General features: G+C 59.7%; 14 protein-coding genes and 6 pseudogenes. 10 read left to right on the top strand and 10 right to left on the bottom strand.

What is annotated here, in order from left to right; translation table 11 throughout:
• The first annotated feature begins 10 nt into the window (after nucleotides 1-10).
• From ACVWY5_RS05735 to tnpC, 5 genes and pseudogenes are all read left to right on the top strand, one after another.
• On the top strand, nucleotides 11-1,111 hold the full coding sequence (locus tag ACVWY5_RS05735; RefSeq protein WP_080667336.1) for a D-alanine--D-alanine ligase family protein: 1,101 nt from the start codon (nucleotides 11-13) through the stop codon (nucleotides 1,109-1,111).
• A gap of 448 nt (nucleotides 1,112-1,559) precedes the next feature.
• Nucleotides 1,560-1,940, top strand: coding sequence for a transposase (locus ACVWY5_RS05740; protein ID WP_080667333.1), 381 nt, complete (start codon nucleotides 1,560-1,562; stop codon nucleotides 1,938-1,940).
• 3 nt (nucleotides 1,941-1,943) lie between these two features.
• Nucleotides 1,944-2,318, top strand: coding sequence for an IS66 family insertion sequence element accessory protein TnpB (tnpB, locus tag ACVWY5_RS05745; protein ID WP_456671649.1), 375 nt, complete (start codon nucleotides 1,944-1,946; stop codon nucleotides 2,316-2,318).
• A 314-nt stretch (nucleotides 2,319-2,632) separates the two neighbouring features.
• Nucleotides 2,633-3,635: pseudogene (locus tag ACVWY5_RS05750) on the top strand (IS630 family transposase).
• Between the two features lie 84 nt (nucleotides 3,636-3,719).
• Nucleotides 3,720-4,901, top strand: a pseudogene (gene tnpC / locus ACVWY5_RS05755) (IS66 family transposase); the annotation flags it as partial.
• A 32-nt stretch (nucleotides 4,902-4,933) separates the two neighbouring features.
• Here the strand turns inward: tnpC and ACVWY5_RS05760 are convergent.
• A complete protein-coding gene (locus ACVWY5_RS05760) occupies nucleotides 4,934-5,254 on the bottom strand; it encodes a hypothetical protein (protein ID WP_321177166.1) in 321 nt (106 codons plus the stop codon).
• A 52-nt stretch (nucleotides 5,255-5,306) separates the two neighbouring features.
• Between ACVWY5_RS05760 and ACVWY5_RS05765 the strand changes: the two genes are divergently transcribed.
• Nucleotides 5,307-5,840: a hypothetical protein gene (locus ACVWY5_RS05765; RefSeq protein ID WP_321177167.1), complete on the top strand. Its 534-nt coding sequence runs from the start codon at nucleotides 5,307-5,309 to the stop codon at nucleotides 5,838-5,840.
• Nucleotides 5,785-6,193 (top strand): annotated as a pseudogene (locus ACVWY5_RS05770) (IS630 family transposase); the annotation flags it as partial. The gene ACVWY5_RS05765 and the pseudogene ACVWY5_RS05770, both read left to right, overlap by 56 nt.
• Here the strand turns inward: ACVWY5_RS05770 and ACVWY5_RS05775 are convergent.
• The 4 genes and pseudogenes from ACVWY5_RS05775 to ACVWY5_RS05790 form a co-directional block, all read right to left on the bottom strand.
• Nucleotides 6,141-6,557, bottom strand: a pseudogene (locus tag ACVWY5_RS05775) (IS5 family transposase); the annotation flags it as partial. The pseudogenes ACVWY5_RS05770 and ACVWY5_RS05775 sit on opposite strands and share 53 nt — an antisense overlap.
• A 1,151-nt stretch (nucleotides 6,558-7,708) precedes the next feature.
• Nucleotides 7,709-8,263 carry an AidA/PixA family protein gene (locus ACVWY5_RS05780; protein ID WP_051376392.1) on the bottom strand — a complete coding sequence of 185 codons (555 nt, stop codon included), beginning with the start codon at nucleotides 8,261-8,263 and terminating at the stop codon, nucleotides 7,709-7,711.
• Nucleotides 8,264-8,557: 294 nt separating this feature from the next.
• On the bottom strand, nucleotides 8,558-9,061 hold the full coding sequence (locus ACVWY5_RS05785; protein ID WP_028337824.1) for an inclusion body family protein: 504 nt from the start codon (nucleotides 9,059-9,061) through the stop codon (nucleotides 8,558-8,560).
• Between the two features lie 413 nt (nucleotides 9,062-9,474).
• Entirely contained in the window at nucleotides 9,475-9,852 is a 378-nt protein-coding gene (locus tag ACVWY5_RS05790) for a hypothetical protein (protein ID WP_321177168.1), read from the bottom strand.
• Between the two features lie 697 nt (nucleotides 9,853-10,549).
• Between ACVWY5_RS05790 and ACVWY5_RS05795 the strand changes: the two genes are divergently transcribed.
• Complete coding sequence (locus ACVWY5_RS05795; protein ID WP_051376393.1) at nucleotides 10,550-10,843, top strand: hypothetical protein; 294 nt, start codon at nucleotides 10,550-10,552, stop codon at nucleotides 10,841-10,843.
• Between the two features lie 164 nt (nucleotides 10,844-11,007).
• Here ACVWY5_RS05795 and ACVWY5_RS05800 read toward each other — a convergent pair whose 3' ends face one another.
• From ACVWY5_RS05800 to ACVWY5_RS05810, 3 genes are all read right to left on the bottom strand, one after another.
• Entirely contained in the window at nucleotides 11,008-11,214 is a 207-nt protein-coding gene (locus ACVWY5_RS05800) for a cold-shock protein (RefSeq protein ID WP_028337826.1), read from the bottom strand.
• A 1,069-nt stretch (nucleotides 11,215-12,283) separates the two neighbouring features.
• Nucleotides 12,284-12,526 (bottom strand): hypothetical protein, encoded by a 243-nt coding sequence (locus tag ACVWY5_RS05805; RefSeq protein WP_456671650.1) that lies wholly within the window; start codon nucleotides 12,524-12,526, stop codon nucleotides 12,284-12,286.
• An 822-nt stretch (nucleotides 12,527-13,348) separates the two neighbouring features.
• Nucleotides 13,349-13,627 (bottom strand): DUF3892 domain-containing protein, encoded by a 279-nt coding sequence (locus ACVWY5_RS05810; protein ID WP_028337829.1) that lies wholly within the window; start codon nucleotides 13,625-13,627, stop codon nucleotides 13,349-13,351.
• Nucleotides 13,628-14,199: 572 nt separating this feature from the next.
• On the opposite strand from ACVWY5_RS05810, the pseudogene ACVWY5_RS05815 reads away from it, so the two are divergent.
• Nucleotides 14,200-14,732: pseudogene (locus ACVWY5_RS05815) on the top strand (IS701 family transposase); the annotation flags it as partial.
• A 17-nt stretch (nucleotides 14,733-14,749) separates the two neighbouring features.
• Here the strand turns inward: ACVWY5_RS05815 and ACVWY5_RS05820 are convergent.
• Nucleotides 14,750-15,145 (bottom strand): FHIPEP family type III secretion protein, encoded by a 396-nt coding sequence (locus ACVWY5_RS05820; protein WP_456671651.1) that lies wholly within the window; start codon nucleotides 15,143-15,145, stop codon nucleotides 14,750-14,752.
• A 10-nt stretch (nucleotides 15,146-15,155) separates the two neighbouring features.
• A pseudogene (locus tag ACVWY5_RS05825) lies at nucleotides 15,156-15,389 on the bottom strand (transposase domain-containing protein); the annotation flags it as partial.
• A 511-nt stretch (nucleotides 15,390-15,900) separates the two neighbouring features.
• On the opposite strand from ACVWY5_RS05825, the gene ltrA reads away from it, so the two are divergent.
• Nucleotides 15,901-17,229 carry a group II intron reverse transcriptase/maturase gene (gene ltrA, locus ACVWY5_RS05830; protein ID WP_028338260.1) on the top strand — a complete coding sequence of 443 codons (1,329 nt, stop codon included), beginning with the start codon at nucleotides 15,901-15,903 and terminating at the stop codon, nucleotides 17,227-17,229.
• Nucleotides 17,230-17,306: the final 77 nt, after the last annotated feature.

Below are 17,306 nucleotides of genomic sequence, written 5' to 3' on the forward strand. Positions count from 1 at the left end.
GGAGTCTGACATGCGCACAGCTGTCGTTTGGAACAGCGATCGCTTGGGAGTGATCAACCGGTTCGGACAGATATGTCCCGAGAAGTACGGGCGCAACGCCGTCGAAAACGTGATAGCGGCCCTGCGCGACGGAGGGCATGAAACCCTCCTTTGCGAGGGTGATAAAACCCTGCTCGCCACGCTGGAGCGGTTCATGCCGCCGGATCGCCAGGGGCGGCCGTCAGGCATCGTATTTAACATGGCCTACGGAATTCAGGGAGAGTGCCGCTACACGCATGTTCCGGCCATGCTTGAGATGGGAGGCGTTCCGTACACCGGGTCGAGCCCGCTCGGCCACGCGCTCGCCCTGGACAAGGTGATCACCAAGGAGCTCATCCGTGCTGCCGGCGTCCCGACGCCGAATTTCCAAGTCATGCGGGACGGCACCGAGGCGGTCCGCGAGCTGCAGTTTCCGGTGGTGGTGAAGCCGCGTCACGAATCGACGAGCTTTGGTCTGCAGCTCGTGCACGAGCCGGCTCTGTTGAAGCCTTCCGTGGACGCGATCGTTGCGCAATACGATCAGGATGCGCTGGTCGAAGAGTACATCGACGGCCGCGAAATCTGCGTCGCATTGCTCGGCAACGAAGTGATCGAGACCCTGCCGTTGGTAGAGCATGATTTCGCCGACCGGCCCGTTCGCCTGATCACCTGGGAGGACAAGTCGCATCGCGCTGCGGCCGAACCCGAGAAAATATGTCCGGCCCTCGTGGACGAGGACCTCGCAAAGCGACTACGCGACATTTCAGTCGCGACGTTCCGCGCGTGCTTCTGCCGAGATTATGCCCGCGTTGATATCCGCGTGGACCGCGCCGGACAGCCGTTCGTGCTGGAAATCAATTCCATGGCGGCGCTCGGGCAGGGCGCTTCGTATGTGCTCGCCGCCCGCGCGGCGGGCCTGGGCTTTCCGGCGCTGGCCAATCGCATCGTCGATGTCGCGCTGGCACGTTATGCATTGTCCGACAAAAGCGGAGCCCATTCCTGCGCAGCAACTTGCGTTGAAGGCCACTGCGGCCAAAAAGGGGCCCTCGGAGCTGTCGCCGGACGGCCGCATGAACGACAAGCGCCAGCTTGAGGCGAGCGCGAACTCGCCGTGCAGCATGGTCGCGTCCTGAGTCCGGGCGATCAGCTCGTCGCGGGGCCTGTGCGGCCAGGCTCGGCGGCATCGTCCACGAAGGGCCGCCTTGCGCCGAAGTGTGTGCGATCCTGATCACCGGAACCGATCAGGATCGTCATCGCGCTCGTCCATCGCGCTCTTCTACCAATTGATACAAAGGCCGGACTTACCCCGCCTGCGGCGAAGCCGTCACCGTCGAACGCACCTTGCGGCTTCGCTGAGGGCAAGGAGCATTTTGATTCCTGTCGTGTCGCCGGCCCATCTTCAGTCGGCACTACCTCCACGCTTGTTCCTTCTCGCTAGAGTCGTCCGTTCATCGTAAGCGGGGCTCCGAGGCCCATCAGATTGTTTGTGCGTAGACCTATGAGCACCGTTAGAAGAGTCATCTTCTGCAAGGGTGCTCACAATGGACGACCATTCGGGCGACATAAAACGACCGTTGACGCAGCGTATCGAAGTGTACGCTGGCGGAGGCCGGAAGCAGTGGCCGGATGATTTGAAGGCGCAGATTGTCGCGGAAAGCCTTGAGCCGGGTGTGATTGTAACAGATATCGCACGCCGCCATGGCTGCCGGCCGCAGCAGGTGCATGACTGGCGGCGCCGGGCGGGTTCAGGTCAACTGGTGCTGCCGGCTTCGGCGGATACAGTAACATTCGTGCCTTTGGTGTCGGACACGTCGCCATCGGCGGCTGCCGCGCCCTCCGGATCGCCGGAAGCTGCCGCCGTACGATTGAATCCCTGGGGGCCCGGGTGGAGGTGTGCGGAACGCGTCGGCTTGCCGTGCTGAGTGATGTGTTTGTGGCGTTGCGCCGGACACGTTCATGCTGACGGCTCCCGCTGGCCTCATGATTTACGTTGCAACCGACCTGTAGACTTCAGGAAGGGCGCGGATGGCCTGGCGCTGTTGGCGAAGGAGACGCTGGGCCACGATCCGATGAAGGGCGTGGCGGTGGTCTTCCGTGCGAAGCGTGCCGATCGGGTGAAGATCGTCGTCTGGGATGGCAGTGGCCTTGTGCTGTATTGGAAGCGGCTTGAGGGCAGCGCCTTCAAGTGGCCGCCGGTTGTTGACGGCGTCATGCGAATGAAGTTGTCGGCGCTTCTGGCCGGCATGGATTGGACACGCATGCATGCGCCTCGAATCCCGCAGCCGAAAGCGCTTGCGTAGGAGATAAAATCTTCGCTGCATCGAGGCGCGAAGCATGGCAGACTCGGACCAATGAGTGATTTGCCTGATCAGCTGCCGAGCGACCCGGCCGAGTTGCGTGCCTTTGCCGCGGCTCTGCTGGAGCGCTGCGCCAGGCTAGAGCGGTTGCTCAAGCTTGCAAAAGACGCGCAGTTCGGTCGATCGTCGGAGAAGCTAGTGTCCTGAGTCACAAGTTCGCAATCGTAGATTCGCAGTAGATTCGCGTCGCTGTGCCAATGATGGAGGCAAACAGCGACGGAGTCTCCAATGGCGGTCCAGCAACTTGCCCCCCCTGATTGAGCGACGACGAGCGCGCCGAACTGACGTCGCTGACGATGCAGCGGAAGACGGCACAGGCGCTGTCGCTGAGGGCCCGGATCGTGCTGACCTGTGCGGAAGGTGGTCAGAACACGGAAGTGGCGGCCAGGCTGGGGACCGGCAGACCGTAGGCAAGTGGCGGCGGCGTTTTATGGAGCAGCGCGTGGCCGGGCTGCACGACGAGCCGCGCTCCGGCGCGCCGCGCACGATTGACGATGCCCGCATCGAGGCCGTGATCGTGAGAACGTTGGAGAGCTGCCCTGAGAACGCCTCTCATTGGAGCTCCCGCGACATGGCGAAGACCAGTGGCCTATCGGTGTCGACGGTCCAACGCATCTGGCGAGCCTTCGGGCTCCAGCCGCACCGGATGGAGAGGTTCAAGCTCTCGACCGATCCGAACTTCGTGGCCAAAGTGCGCGATGTTCGTGGGCCTCTACGTCTCACCGCCGGAGCACGCCATCGTTCTGTGCGTGGATGAGAAGTCCCAAATCCAGGCGCTGGACCGCAGCCAGCCGATGCTGCCGATGCGTCCCGGCCAGGCGGCCCGAAGGAGCCATGACTACAAAAGGCATGGCACCACATCGCTGTTCGCCGCCCCTCGATATTGCGACCGGACGGGTCATTGGCAAGTGCTACGGGCGCCACCGCACCGCCGAGTTCCGCAAGTTCCTTGACGAGATCGAAGCTGCCGTACCGCGCAAACTCGACGTCCATCTCGTCATGGACAATTACGTCACGCACAAGACCCCAATGATCCGCAGATGGCTGGCCAAAAGGCCGCGTTGGCACGTGCACCTGACCCCGACCAGTTCGTCATGGCTCAACCAGGTCGAGCGCTTCTTCGCACTCCTCACCGATAAGAAGATCCGGCGCGGCGTCTATCGCAGCGTGGCCGCCCTCAGGGCCGACATCGCCTCGTTCATCGAACGACACAACGCCGATCCCAAACCGTTCCGATGGACCAAATCCGCCGATGAATGACATCCTTGCTTCCATCGAGCGCTTCTGCCGTTACAATGCCCCGGCAAAACACCACCCGATGTTGCGAACTTCTGGTTCAGGACACTAGACGCTGATCAGCTCCAGCTTGTTCTGGAGGATATCGATCAGGCCGTCGCCGCTCTCGAAGCAACCGATGGTCGCGTCGATCCCAAAACACGCGAGGAGAGAGCTGCCGAGCGCAGGGCCAATCGTGGTCAGCTGCCGGAGCATTTTGCCATGCATCGTCGAAACGCTGATGCCGACTGCAACCTGCTGCCCGTCCTGCAAAGGCGATCTCGTTGAGATTGGCCGCGATGAGAGCCAAAGGCTCGACGTCGTTCCGGTGCAGTACCGGGTGATCGTCACCCGCCGGCCCAGACTGGCCTGCCGCGCCTGTCATGGTGTCGTCCTCAAGCACGCTGCGCCGGAGCGACTGATCAGGGGTGGATTGCGGCTGGTCGCGCATGTGATTGATGCCAAGTATCATTGGCATTTGCCGCTTTACCGCCAGGCGCAGATGCTGGCGACGCACGGTATCGCCATCGACCGTTCCACACTCGCCTTCTGGGTCGGCTATGCCGCCCAGGAATTGAAGCCCTTGTGGCGCCGTCTGCGCGAGATTTTGCTCGCCTCCGCGAAGCTTTCCGTCGATGAGACCCCGGCGCCGGTGTTGGATCCGGGGCGCAGCAGGACCAAAACCGGCTACTTCTGGGCACTCTCGCGCGATGACAGGTCTTGGGCCGGACCTGACCCACCGGGCGTGGTCTACGCCTATGCACCGGGCCGTGGGGCCCTCCATGGCTTGAGCCTGCTTGAGGGCTACCGCGGCATCATCCATTGCGATGGCTATGAGGCTTACAAGATCATGACCCGAGAGACGGGTGCGGACGCACTGTCCGGCACGCTCGCGTACTGCTGGTCGCATCTACGGCGCCAGTTTGTGAAGATCGAACGCGAGGCTTCGCTGGCGCCGGCTCCGGTTGCCCGCGAGGCCTCGAGCGCATCGCCCAGCTCTACGCGGTCGAGAAAGCCCTCCGCGGCCGATCTGCTGCTGAGCGTCGCGCGGGCCGACAAGCACATGCCCGGCCTCTGGCTGCAGCCTTGAAGCAGTGGTTTGAGGCAACGCTTGATCACCTTGCGCACAAGAGCGACACGGCGAAGGCTTTGCGTTATGCGCTGCGTCATTGGGACGGCCTGACGTTATACCTTGATGACGGGCGCATCGAGAGGCCGCCGCGGCCAAAGCAGGGTTCTCTAAGGCGAGTGCATACCGCATAGAAGACGACTCGCGCCCGCCATCACAGAAGAAGGCGCCGAGGGGCCGCCGACGGTCCGATCCGCTTGCGCCCTATTGGGACGCCGAGATCATCCCGATCCTGAAGGCGGCGCCCGGCATCCGCGTGATCGGCGTGCTGGACGAGCTGCGCCGACGGCATCCCGACCTCAAGGCGAACATCCGACGCACGCTGGAGCGGCGCATCCATGCCTGGCGGGTGCTCAACGGCCCCGAACAGGACGTGATCTTCCGCCAGGAGCACGAGCCTGGCCGTTTGGGTCTGTCCGATTTTACCGACACGAGTGCGCTCGGCGTCGCCATCGCGGGTGAGGCGCTCGATCACCGGCTTTATCACTTCGGGCTGGCGTTTCTCCGGCTTCGAGCATGCCCACGTCGTGCTCGGCGGCGAAAGCTTCGTCGCCCTGGCGGAAGGCTTGCAGAACGCTCCGTGGCCGCTCGGCGGCGTGCCGCGGGAGCATCGTAGCGACAGTCTGTCGGCGTCGTTCCGCAATCTGGCAGCCGACGAGCGGGAGGATCAGACGCAGCGCTACGCCGCGCTGATGGGCCACTACGGTATGACATCAACGCGCAACAATGCGGGCATCGCACACGAGAACGGCTCGATCGAGAGTGCGCACGGCCATCTTAAACGAGCGCTGGAGGATGCGCTGCTGCTGCGGGGCACGCGCGACTTCGCCAGTCTCGATGCCTACCGGGCTTTTGTCGACGAGATTGTCGGCCGGCGCAACGCCAACCTCGTCAAGCGGATCGCGCTCGAGAAGGAGGCGCTGGCGCCACTGCCGAAAGGCCGCACGACCGACTTCGAGGAGAAGGTGATCCCGGTGACGTCGTCGGGCGGCTTCATTTTGCGGCGCGTGTTCTACGGTAGCGCCCGGCAAGATGGGTGGCCATCGGAAGCCCGTACTTGAGCCGCATCGCGCCTTCATCAAGGAACGGATCAGTCAGACGCCGCATTTGACGCTTCACGACCTAAAGGATGAACTCGCCGCGCGCGGGATCAAGGTCTCCCACAATGCGGTTTGGCTATTTCTGCGACGCGAAGGGCTGCGGTTCAAAAAAAACGCTGCTCGCCCTCGAGCGAGCTCGCGCAGACATCGCGCGTAGACGCCAGCGCTGGCGTTCATGGCAGGCCAATCTCGATCCCCGACGCCTGGTCTTTATCGACGAGACCTGGATCAAGACCAACATGGCCCCACTGCGCGGATGGGGGCCAAAAGGCGCGCGGGTGCGTCTGCGATTGCGTGGATTTTCGTGTTTCGGCTGCCGCGTGAGCGGCCAATAGCCTGCTTGTGCTCCCCCTTTTTGCCCCCGAGGCCGAGCGGTGCGCCGTAACTTGCGTGCTGTCGATTATCTGCGTGGCGCTCGATCGACCGCGCGCCGCAAGTTCGCGGAACAACCGCTCCCACACGCCGCGTTCGGCCCGCGCACGAAGCGCTTGTAGATCGTCGTCGGCGGACCATATTCCGGCGGGCAATCGCTCCATCGACAACCGCTCTTGATCACATGCAAGATGCCGCTAATCACTCGGCGGTCGTCCACGCGCTCTTTGCCGCGCACGTCTGTCGGCAAGTAGGTTCGATCTGCCGCCACTGATCGTCGTTCAGCCAGAATAGATTGCGTCGCATCGACGTTGCCCCCGAATCGTACAGCAATGGAATCAGCAAGCTATTCAACCGGCAATGATTTTATTGGGTGCTGGCCCTAGTATCACGAACATCAATCCGCGACACATCATTCATGTCAGCTATGGAGGCAAGAATGAATACGGCGCTGAGCTTTCGAATGTTCATCTGATCGACGGCTCCGCCGAAGCCGTGATCGGCGCTTTCCACCGGAACAGCGAAGCATTAGCGCCGATCATCTCAGCTTTTCCAGGGTTTGGTACATTCATGCTATTGAGAACGAGGTAGGGGAATATGTTGAGATCGTTCGACAGCCGATAATCGGGTGGCGTTGCATTTCAAATTCGGCCCCTTCGCCAATAACCGCGAGTGGCGACGAGCGCCTATCAAATCCGGGTGCAGTCTTGAGCCCGAAAGGCAGGATCACCATTCAGCACTGAGAGCATTACGGCAGCGTGGAGGATTGGTTGAAAGACCTAAATGAGCGTCGTTTGTGCGACTAGCAACTACCAAGCTTGGTAGTAACTTCCGACAGCCGTGAAGACTAACCTCGCGAGCGTGTCAGCAGAGCCATCTTCTCGATGTCGAAAGCGCTAACCATGCTCTCAGCAGCCGAAATTGCGGGCGCTAAAAAGCGTGTCAACTATCAACACGCAAGAGTTGAACATGGACACGACGACTGTGTGAGGATTGCCTATCATTGGCTGGACGCACAAATACTAACCAAGAGGATGTTGGGTCGATCATACCCTTTAGACAAGATCATAGAGGTTTGGGGCGGCAGGCACATTGCTGCGTCCGATGTAGCAGTTGCCGCTGAATTGCACCCAAGAATCCGAGGCAAATACCCTCACTTCAATATCAGCGCTCGCCTAACCTTCCCCTCCGGTCGTCGGCTTGCCAACATTGCGGAGGCGAGAACGCAAGACCACCACCTTACGACGCTACACATTGTCGAAACATACGGTCGGATCGAGGAACCGTAGGAAGTGGGGCCGGCCCAATGCGACGTGGCCAGTACCAACCCTCGTCGATAGATAGAATTTCAATCGCTAAACAGGCCGAGCGACATTCCGAGAACTGGCTATTCCAGTAGTCCTCACAGAACTCTCAGCCGAGTTCGGGATTGAATGACGGCGCCCGGAGCAGCCCGATTACGGCACCTCCCTGAGACCCGCGACGTTGATCTGCAGACGCCATCGGAAGTATCCTAGCGCCGAGCAGGCCTTGTTCAAGACCATGAAGTTCAGATCGCAAGGCGCCACGCCATCGGCCAGCACTTGACTCTGCCAGAAATGATCGTCGATGTTTTGGTTGCTCGGCTGCAATAAATTCTCGAAGTTGGGTGTCGCGACGGTCAGGGCTTGTCTCAGGACAAACTCAAAGGGGGAAAGGACACCAGCGTGCTCCTGCGCGATCCCATAAAGCGCGACGATATGCTCACCTCTCAAGGCCAACGCGTTTCCACGGATGCGCAGATGGACGCCAGGCGTGACGGCCAGATCGAGATGGCCGTCATTGGTCCCGAGCGGCCCGCCATCGCGCGTGGCCAGCACGTAGATATGCTCACTGTCGATGCGTACGGGCGCATCGGGCGAGAGACTGATATTCGGATACCGTGACAGCAGTGTCTCTGCGTCGACGATGATGAGAACGGCAACGTGAGACTCGGAGCGCTGTCTCTTGGTTGAGGACCTTTTTTGGGCCATTGCTGTTTCCCTTCCTCCCGACCGTGGAGTGCTCGGCAACCGCCGGAGCTTCCAAGTGCTTGGGGCCGGCCGAACTGGATGGGGCTGACGGCGGATCGGTCTTACTCGAGAGCGACGAAAAAAGCGACAGCTGGTCGATAAGGTCGATCCGCCATGGAGTCGGGTGAGGTCGGCACGCGTCCGTCAGCAAGCTTTGAACCTACCATTTCATGCCACCCTCGGAGTAGACGGTGGGCGGGATCATGGCCGTTGCCTCGCGGCGCGGTTTCTTCGATGCCTTGGTGATCATCCGAATCAATTATGGATGCTGATGAACGGATCCCACGAGAAGTATCCCAGCGCGCTGCAATTGCGATCGACGATCATGAAGTTGAAATGGTAGGTAACTCGTCCAATAGCCAATGTTTCCGAGGACCAATAATAGTTGGCAATTGTCTGACATGTCGGCACGGACGGATTGCTAGGATTGGGATGCGCGAACGAGGCCTCCGCCTTCCGCGGGGTCGGCGTCGAGATCAGCTCGTTCCCTACGTTTCCGATGAAGCGATAGAAGATCACTGACTTCTCGAATCCAAGGGAGAGGCTGGTCTCGCGCCAACGAATCAAATCCCCAACCTGGGCCTTCAGGTCGAGCTCGCCGCCCGCTTGTCCATGGAGCACGTTGTCTTGATTGGTGATCATGTAGACATGGCGGGGCTCAATGAGAGTGGGGCTGTCTGGTTTTTTGCTCGGATTCGCGTACTTCTGAAGAATGGATTCCGTATCAAAAGCAACAAGAACATCTGTGACTCTGGACATTAGGCTTCTCCATTGCAAAGAGGAATGTTCGGCTTTCGCCGAGCCTCAATCCATCGCCGTAGACCATTGCGATGGCTGATAACGCTGTTCGTTGAATTGCGCGGCTTCCCGGTTCATCTGGACTTGGTTCTGCCGAGTAGGCTTGAGCTTCCGTGCGTGATCATAGGATGATTTCTCCTCAGGTCGTGCGCGTTGCAGGAAACGTGCATTTACCGTGCCAAAGAAGAGGGGATTACTTGGAGAGCGACAGGATGGCGCTTTAGCTGCCATGTCGCATATCTGAAATCGGCCAGTGGAGAGCGCGATAAATTTCCCGAGAGCAACCAACCGCCCGCGCGACAAATGTTTCCTCTTACCCACCACAGGTAATATGCAACACGAGCAGAAGCCCCCCGATATCGAGGGCGTCGTCGCTACATCTCGATTCTGGAGCGCTCAGCCGTGGGAGTACTGTAACCACTGGCTCTGAGGAGGGTGATGCGCCGCATAGATGACAGCTTTCGGTCTTCGTGTTTATCCAACTCCGTCGTGTGGGAGCGCATACCACCCCACGAGAAAGCAGTTGGGCCGATCGCCGTCACGCGCAAAATGTTCATGTTGTCGCGTTCATGCGCGTAGGATTTAAGACGTTCGGCGGCAAGCCGCCACAAACGGGCCGCGATTTCACGGTCGCGTCGCGAAGAAACTGGTTTCGCTCTCGACGCGCGGCTCGCAAAGCGTGGCATGCCAATTGCTTCGCTACGACGCACTGATATCAAATGGGTGAGCGCTGCTGCTGCTGCTTTTGTCACAACAGCCCCACTTGTATGAGTGTAGCGGGGAGCAATTCGTCTAACGCAATCTAAAGCGGCATAATCGTCTCACGCTGCGATGACGACAAGACAGTCTTGCGTGAACGTGATCCGTGCGCTCAAGTTCAATGCATAATCATTTTGTGTTTGCTGCGCTGAGGGAAGCAACACTTTGGTTGCGCCCGCCTCACACGTCCTTACGATCAACCGAAGTATCCGATTGGTATTCGCGTCCTCATTCATAGGGGACGCTTCGCGCGGCACGAATGTTGAGAGCAGTGCACGCCGGGATGTTCAGCTCGCATGCGGCGCGGACGAAGGCATCTTGGTGGACACTCCGAGTCGCGCGGTCCGATCCTCCGACGCTGTATTGCGCCGAGAAGGTATTTGGGTCCTTCCGGTGGCGTTGGGGCCGCGGGTGACGCGCGACCCGGCCTTTGGCTAGATACAAAAAGATCAAAGCGACTTTCTGTTCTTGGATCGGTTGCAGGGGGGCCTGGCGCTCGCCGAATAACATCAAACTGCGAATTTCCAGCCGATAAATCGCGGTTCTCCGCCCCACTCGTTCGTGGATGCCGGAAGGGATACCGGATCAGCCTCGAAAGAAAGAAGTACGGATTTACACCGGATGCTCGAAGGAGTGTACACCCAATGATCGTTATCGGCACCAAGGACTATATCGGGTCCGAAGACCATCGTGGCCCGTCATCTCATCGAACGCCACGGGTTTGTGCGCGGCCGGTTTGCTGGCGCGCTGCAGGACATGCTGCGCGCCTGTTTGCGCTACCGGCTCTGCGATGAAGCCACCATGGAGCACATGATCGAGGGTGATCTGAAGGAGAAGCCGACGCCCTGGCTGGGCGGTCGGACGCCCCGGCACGCGATGGAAGGGGTGGGCGGCATTTGGGGCCGCGACCAGATGGGCTCGAACTTCTGGATCGGCACCGAGACCGACAAGCTCTACATCGAGACTGACGTCGGATGCGGCTGATAGAACCGGCTGGAGCGGTTCTCTCGAACACGTGAGGCTGAATGAGCGGTCCTCCTTGTTCTCGAGCCTCGCGAGATCCGGCATGATTGTACTGCGAACCTGCGAGACGCCGTTGTTCAGACACGACCGAGACGCCGCTCTTATGATCGCTCATGAGTCACTCGTCACTCAGCAATGCGCGCGTCGCACGCTCGCATCCGGCCCGATCGCGGGTCGAGCTTGACCTCGAACGAGACGCGCGCGCCCACCTCAGGCACCGTGCCCAGCGGCAGCGCAGATGCATGGAGGAATACGTCTGCACCGCCATCATCTGGCGCGATGAAGCCAAAGCCGCGATCGCGGATCCATTTCTTAATCGTACCCATTGCCATCGTCGTTCAGTTCCTGAGTTAAGGTGGCCGCGCGTATCGCAGTTCATCCGTGCTGACATCGCGCGAGCCGGGACGGCATGACACCGCGCCCGATTCTCGAGAAACTCGCCGCACGGCGCATGTTGCGTAATCAGCACACGATTGCTGTCTGTTGCGGCGGGACGCTCTCATGTTGCCGATTCGAAGTCGGCTTCACGAGCTCGACGAGCGTCGGCCCCATCATCTTGACGTTGTTGCGGAACCAGTGGCGCGCCCCAGTCGCAGCAATGTCGCCGTGCTGCGTGCCTAGATACAGCACCTGAACGAACCACGGTATGGCTGCGCGGCCCCGCCTCAATCCGATGGTTGCTGCGATACGCCGTCTTCGGCGGCGCGGAGTTTGCATAACAACCCTTGAGCTGCTGGTGTTTGTCAATCGCCACCAAACGCAGCTCGGCCAAGGCGCAACCGCGAAAGTACCATGACGCAAAAGCAGATCAACATAACGGCCATCTTGGCAATGGCAGGATGGACCGCATTCTGCCTCTATGTGGGCTGGTACTAACGTGAGCGCCGTTATCATTCGCGATCCCAGAAGAGGATTCCGCTTCGCATACCCGAGAGAGTGGCTGGCAACGCCATGTTTACGCGCGCGAATAGTTGTGGTCTGATCCGATATACGCCTTCAGGACTATCATGACTCCTCCTATTTTATCCGCTCCAACCCCTGAGTGCCCGGGGTATGAGGCTTGCACCAACCAGCTCTCTCGAAGACCTCCCCACTTCGATCCATTCGCGTTTTCGACCGGGCAAGGTATCAAGCATTTTTTGGGCAATTGGCACTAGGCGCACCGCTGCGGAGTTCGGGTCGCGATCGGCCTCTTCAAGAACTTTAAGGATGGCCTTTTTCGGACTCCGCCCGCCCCGACTCGGTGAACCTGCTGTTCGCAAAATACTCGAAACAGGCCCGGAACACCTAAGCGTGGCCAATGATCGTATGTGCGGGCCGTCTCGTCCCGCTCAGCCACTGACGGAGATACTCACAGCACTCTTGGCTGCCAAGGTCGAGAAGGCCATTACCTTCAATCGCCTAGAGCGCCGCCATGCCGGCAATCCCGCGTCGTATCTCTTCATCCTGTTTTCGAACCATTTCCGGATTGCTTGCAACGGCGTCAACGGCTGGCTCATAGTCGATGCCTGTGCCGATCCGGCTCGATGGAACGGAACCACGTTTTTTATCGAGGGCATGTGCGGCCATGGCCTTCTCTCCGCGTCCCGTAATATCCATCGCTCGGCGATCTTTCTTGCCTCTTCTGGAGACGTTGTTCGCCAAGACTCCTTGAGCGATTCATTAACGCAGTATGAGACGTCAGCCTTCAGGCCGCACGTGCGTGCCATCGCTGCGAGACGCCCGGCGTCAATGAGCCGCGTCGCGATGTTGGTCTCTGCGTTAATTTGCCGAGGCCTTCGCACTCTCTTGCACGTTTCGTTCATTCGACTCTATGTGATCAAACCAGGAGCCGGGGGGAAATGTCGCGATACGCTTGGCAAATAAGGATTGCCGCTCCCAATCTTGTCCCTCGCGTCTCTCGAAGGCGATGACCCCGTTACCGGTATAATACTGGGGCCCTGGGATATTGCAGTTCACCAAGAACAGAACGCGCCACTCAGTCATGCAGGCTAAAAATAGGCCAAGACAAAGTGCTCGCCTTTTAACCGTTTTCTCCATCTGCCGAGGATCCTTCCTGATCTCTGCCGACGCGTCGAACCAAACGCTGGACTGGGCATCAAGCGCCTTCGCTCGAAGTCAGTGGCGACGTGACGCTAGCGCCCGCCATATTTCGCACGAGCAGCCGTCGACCATCTACGTCACGCGCCACTAACTTCAGTGGCTATCCACGGCTTCAAGTTGCGATGGTAGCCGTGCCTAAGAGAGGGCGCCTTAGGCATGCTGAGGCTCTGCATTCTTCGTGCCAGGCAGCAATCCGCAATTCGAGCCGCGCAGTTCGCGTCGCTTGAGCCGGCTTTGTCTATTTTCAGACGCGCGTGTCACGATGCCCAGGGAAGCAGCTCGTCTAGTCGGGCCATAGGCACCGGGGTTCAACTACGGACAGTGCCCGGCGCCGCATGATGCATTTGAGGTGTGCGATCCGTCCTAACGTTCTAGTCGCAGGCAGTCGTCGAGGCTCAGAAGGTTGTCGGGAAGAAAACGATCATTCTCGGTCTTCAGGTACTCGCGACCATCGTGGGTTTTGACGACCACCTTGGCCATCTTCCCTTGTTCAGTGACCTCATAAGCGTCCGGATCGCGTTTTACGTTTGCGATGGCTGTCTCTTCCGGGTGTTGCCACCCTGAGCCGCCGACGGCTTGAATGCGCCGATGGCGGTCTTGATGGGTGGGCAGCTTGACAATGCATGTAATACGGCGAGTCATAAGCCACTCCTATTTTGTGAGCCGAAGGTCGGACTGCTGGCGGAGAATCGGACACGCTATCCGCTCATGCTGCCACATGGTTGGGGCTCGCCCCCCTCCTTGAAATGGTGGTGGTGCGGTTCGCATGATTGAGTATCCGGACGTGGGCATAAACAGCGCGAGTCGCTGCCATGCCAGGCGTTGGCAGCGTGCCTACAAACGGCAAACGCCGCCCGCTTAAAATACATGCGGACGGCGCTGGCACCGAGCACCAGGAGAGGAGAGGAAAACCCTGGCCCATTTGATGAGGTCAATAACGGATAAGGTTCAGAAACGCCATTCCGTATGACTCCGGTGCTGTGGATGGTGGCTGCGGACGATCCCGCTCGAGGGTGTCGTTAAATTTCGAATTGCAGACCCGGCATAGGACGCCCGCGAGGCGCCAAACGGCCGCCGAGCGTCTTCTTAAGTCAGCGCAAAACTGGGTGCCGATCGAAGTATTCTGTCTTTTCGATTTAGTCTGACTGAGTCACAAAACCGCCGGCCAGAATCAATGATGGTTGCAGCATGGACCATTAGCCGATGAGGCCGACATGAGCGGGCGTGGCACGAAGACGAGCGAGAAGCGATTTGAGGCGTATTTGGAAGGGCTTGCCAGTGTCATCGGTCATGCTGATCGGAAGGCGCCGCTGCGCGACTATTGCGTCGGCCTGATGGCCTGTGGCGGTCGCAAGAGCGTGGAGCCGATGGCGGCGGTGACGGCTCCGGAGCGGATGGCGGCCCAGCATCAATCGCTGCTGCATTTCGTCGGCAGCGGCTCCTGGTCGGATGAGAAGGTGCTGGGCAAGGTACGCGAGATGGTCCTGCCGGCGATTGAACGCCAGGGCCCCATCGAAGCCTGGATCATCGATGACACCGGATTTCCCAAGCAGGGCCGACATTCGGTTGGAGTTGCACGGCGATATTGCGGGCAACTCGGCAAGCAGGATAATTGCCAGGTGGCGGTGTCGCTGTCGATTGCCAACCACCACGCCAGCCTGCCTGTCGCTTACCGCCTCTTCCTAAGGAATGGACTGAGGACCGCGATCGGCGGCGCAAGGTGGGCATTCCTGCCGAAGTCGGCTTCCAGCGTCTAGTCATGTCTCAGCACCCCGGTTGGGACCCGATAGCACGCGCAAGGCGAGTTTGGTCTGAACACCGGTCAGAATATCCTGCTCTTTTTCCGCGTTCCTCATAGCAACGATATCCTTCCCAGTGCCTGTACGGAAATCTCGGGGGAAGCTCCTGATAGGAGAGCACTGGAATTCCGTGAAACTCGGCTTCGATGATCATACGGACATATCGACGTATATCCATCGACGTTAGCAGCACCGGCTTGTGCGGCTGCTGGTCGAGGTTGCCCGACACCTCCCGTACCTTGTCATTGATCTGACGTGTTGTGCGCACGTCGAGGGCGAGATAGCTGCCAGCAGACGTCTGCCGAATTGCATTCCGCACCGTATCTTCCACTTCCGGCGTGAGAATGTAGGTAAGCGGCAAGCTGAGGCCGTTAGGCGGCGTGGTTCCATGGCATAAGCGCGTCGATTTCGCTGCTCGGCCAGCCGTTGGCGATACGCTGAAGTGTTAGGGCAAGCCAGGCGAACGGATCGACGTTGTTCATTTTCGCCGTCTGCAGCAGCGTTGCGATGGTTGCCCAGGTTCGTCCGCCGCCGTCGCTGCCCGCGAAGAGGCTATTCTTTCTCGTGATTGTTTGTGGCCGGATGGCGCGTTCGACGATGTTGGAGTGTGTGCCTTGCCAAGGCGCACTGTTCTCCCTGGTGAAAGTCCAGGCCGGCAAACTCTCGCTCCAGCCGGAAGTACTCGGAGCGGGTCAGGAGGCGACGAATGACCTGAAGCACTCTGAGAAAAGGCCCCTTCTGGGGGTCATCGGTCCGCGCGGGCCGCAACTTGCGAGTCAACACTGAGCAGGCTCCGAAAGCGTCATCGTGGGAGCCGACCCGCCATTCTAACGGGGAAGGCCGGCGTCCGGGGGGAAGCGAGCGAGAAAAGCACCCCAGGATCCCACCGGAGTAGTGGTGGCAGCACGCGCGGGACATGGACAGTGGGCAACAAGGGAAGTCTGCTGCCGACGAAGGATGATGAGTCCGGACAACGACGAACCCGTGAGGGCCAGCGTCGGCGGCGGCAGATGGCGGATGGGTCCGTACTACCTATGACACCGGGTAACGCCGGAAGAGGGAAGGGACCCTGACTTGTATCAAGCGAGAACGAAGCGGAGAACACGGCGATTGACGATGAGTCTAGCAACACCGGAACTAAGCGTTCAGAAGCTGCAGAGCTCGCTACAGGCGAAAGCTAAGACCGAACCGGCATACCGCTTCTACTCCCTGTGGGACAAAATCTGCCGACCGGATGTCATGGAAGAAGCTTACCAAAGGTGTCGTGAAAACGACGGCGCTCCCGGGGTGGACGGCATAACATTCGAACAGATCGAAACCGAGGGACAGCAGCAGTGGTTGGAAAGTGTCAGACAGGAGCTGAAGGACGGCACCTACCGTCCCAACCCCCTTCTGAGAGTATGGATACCAAAGAGCAATGGCGGACGCCGACCACTCGGAATCCCGTGCATTCGTGACAGACTCGTCATGATGGCCACGGTCTTAGTGATCGGTCCCATCTTCGACGCGGACCTGCTGGACAACCAGTATGGATTTCGTCCGAAGCTGGACGCCAAGATGGCCGTGCGCCGTGTGTTCTGGCATATCAAGGACCGGGGACGCCGCGAGGTAGTCGATGCAGATCTACGCGACTATTTTACGTCGATTCCACACGGTCCGCTGATGCGATGCCTGACACGACGGATCGCCGACGGACGACTCCTCTCGACCATCAAGGGCTGGTTGATAGCTCCGGTGATCGAACAGAGCGGAAGACGGACGATACGGACGGCAGATGCGCGGAAGTTTAAGAAAGGGACCCCGCAAGGCTCTCCTCTGAGTCCATTGCTGGCGAACATCTACTTCCGACGCTTCCTGCTGGCCTGGCGCGACCACGGACACCAAGAACAACTCGACGCCTACGTCGTCAACTATGCCGACGATCTCGTGATCTGCTGCCGCCCCGGCCAAGCCGAGGCGGCGATGAAGCGAATGACGGTACTGATGAACAGGCTCGGGCTGGAGGTGAACGAGACCAAGACCCGCATCGCTCTACTGCCGACGGAACGATTCACATTCCTCGGCTACACGATCGGGCGGTTCTACGGAAAGGATGGACAAGCCTTCATCGGCACGCGTCCGTCCAAGAAGGCGGTCATGAGATTGCTCCGACGAATCCACGAACGCACGACGCCGCAGTGGTACCCGGACACACCGGAGAACACTGTCGTCGTCATCAGTCGCCTTCTTCGTGGCTGGTGCGGCTACTTCGACCAAGGTCCTGTCATGAAGACCTATGACTTCATCAGGCAATACGTCGATAGGCGTCTGCGGCACTGGTTGATGCAGCGAGCAGGAAAACGTGGCAGGGGCTTCAAAGAGTATCCGCAGGATTACCTGCATGATACTCTCAAACTCTTCCGCGTCCCGACTCGTCGTAACGACCGATCGAGCGCGAAGGCCTGATGAGACAAGTGAAAGCCGGGTGCGGGAAATCTGCATGCCCGGTTTGACGAGCGGCGACTGGAAACGGAACTATGGCG

Source organism: Bradyrhizobium sp. USDA 3256 (genome assembly GCF_054058275.1).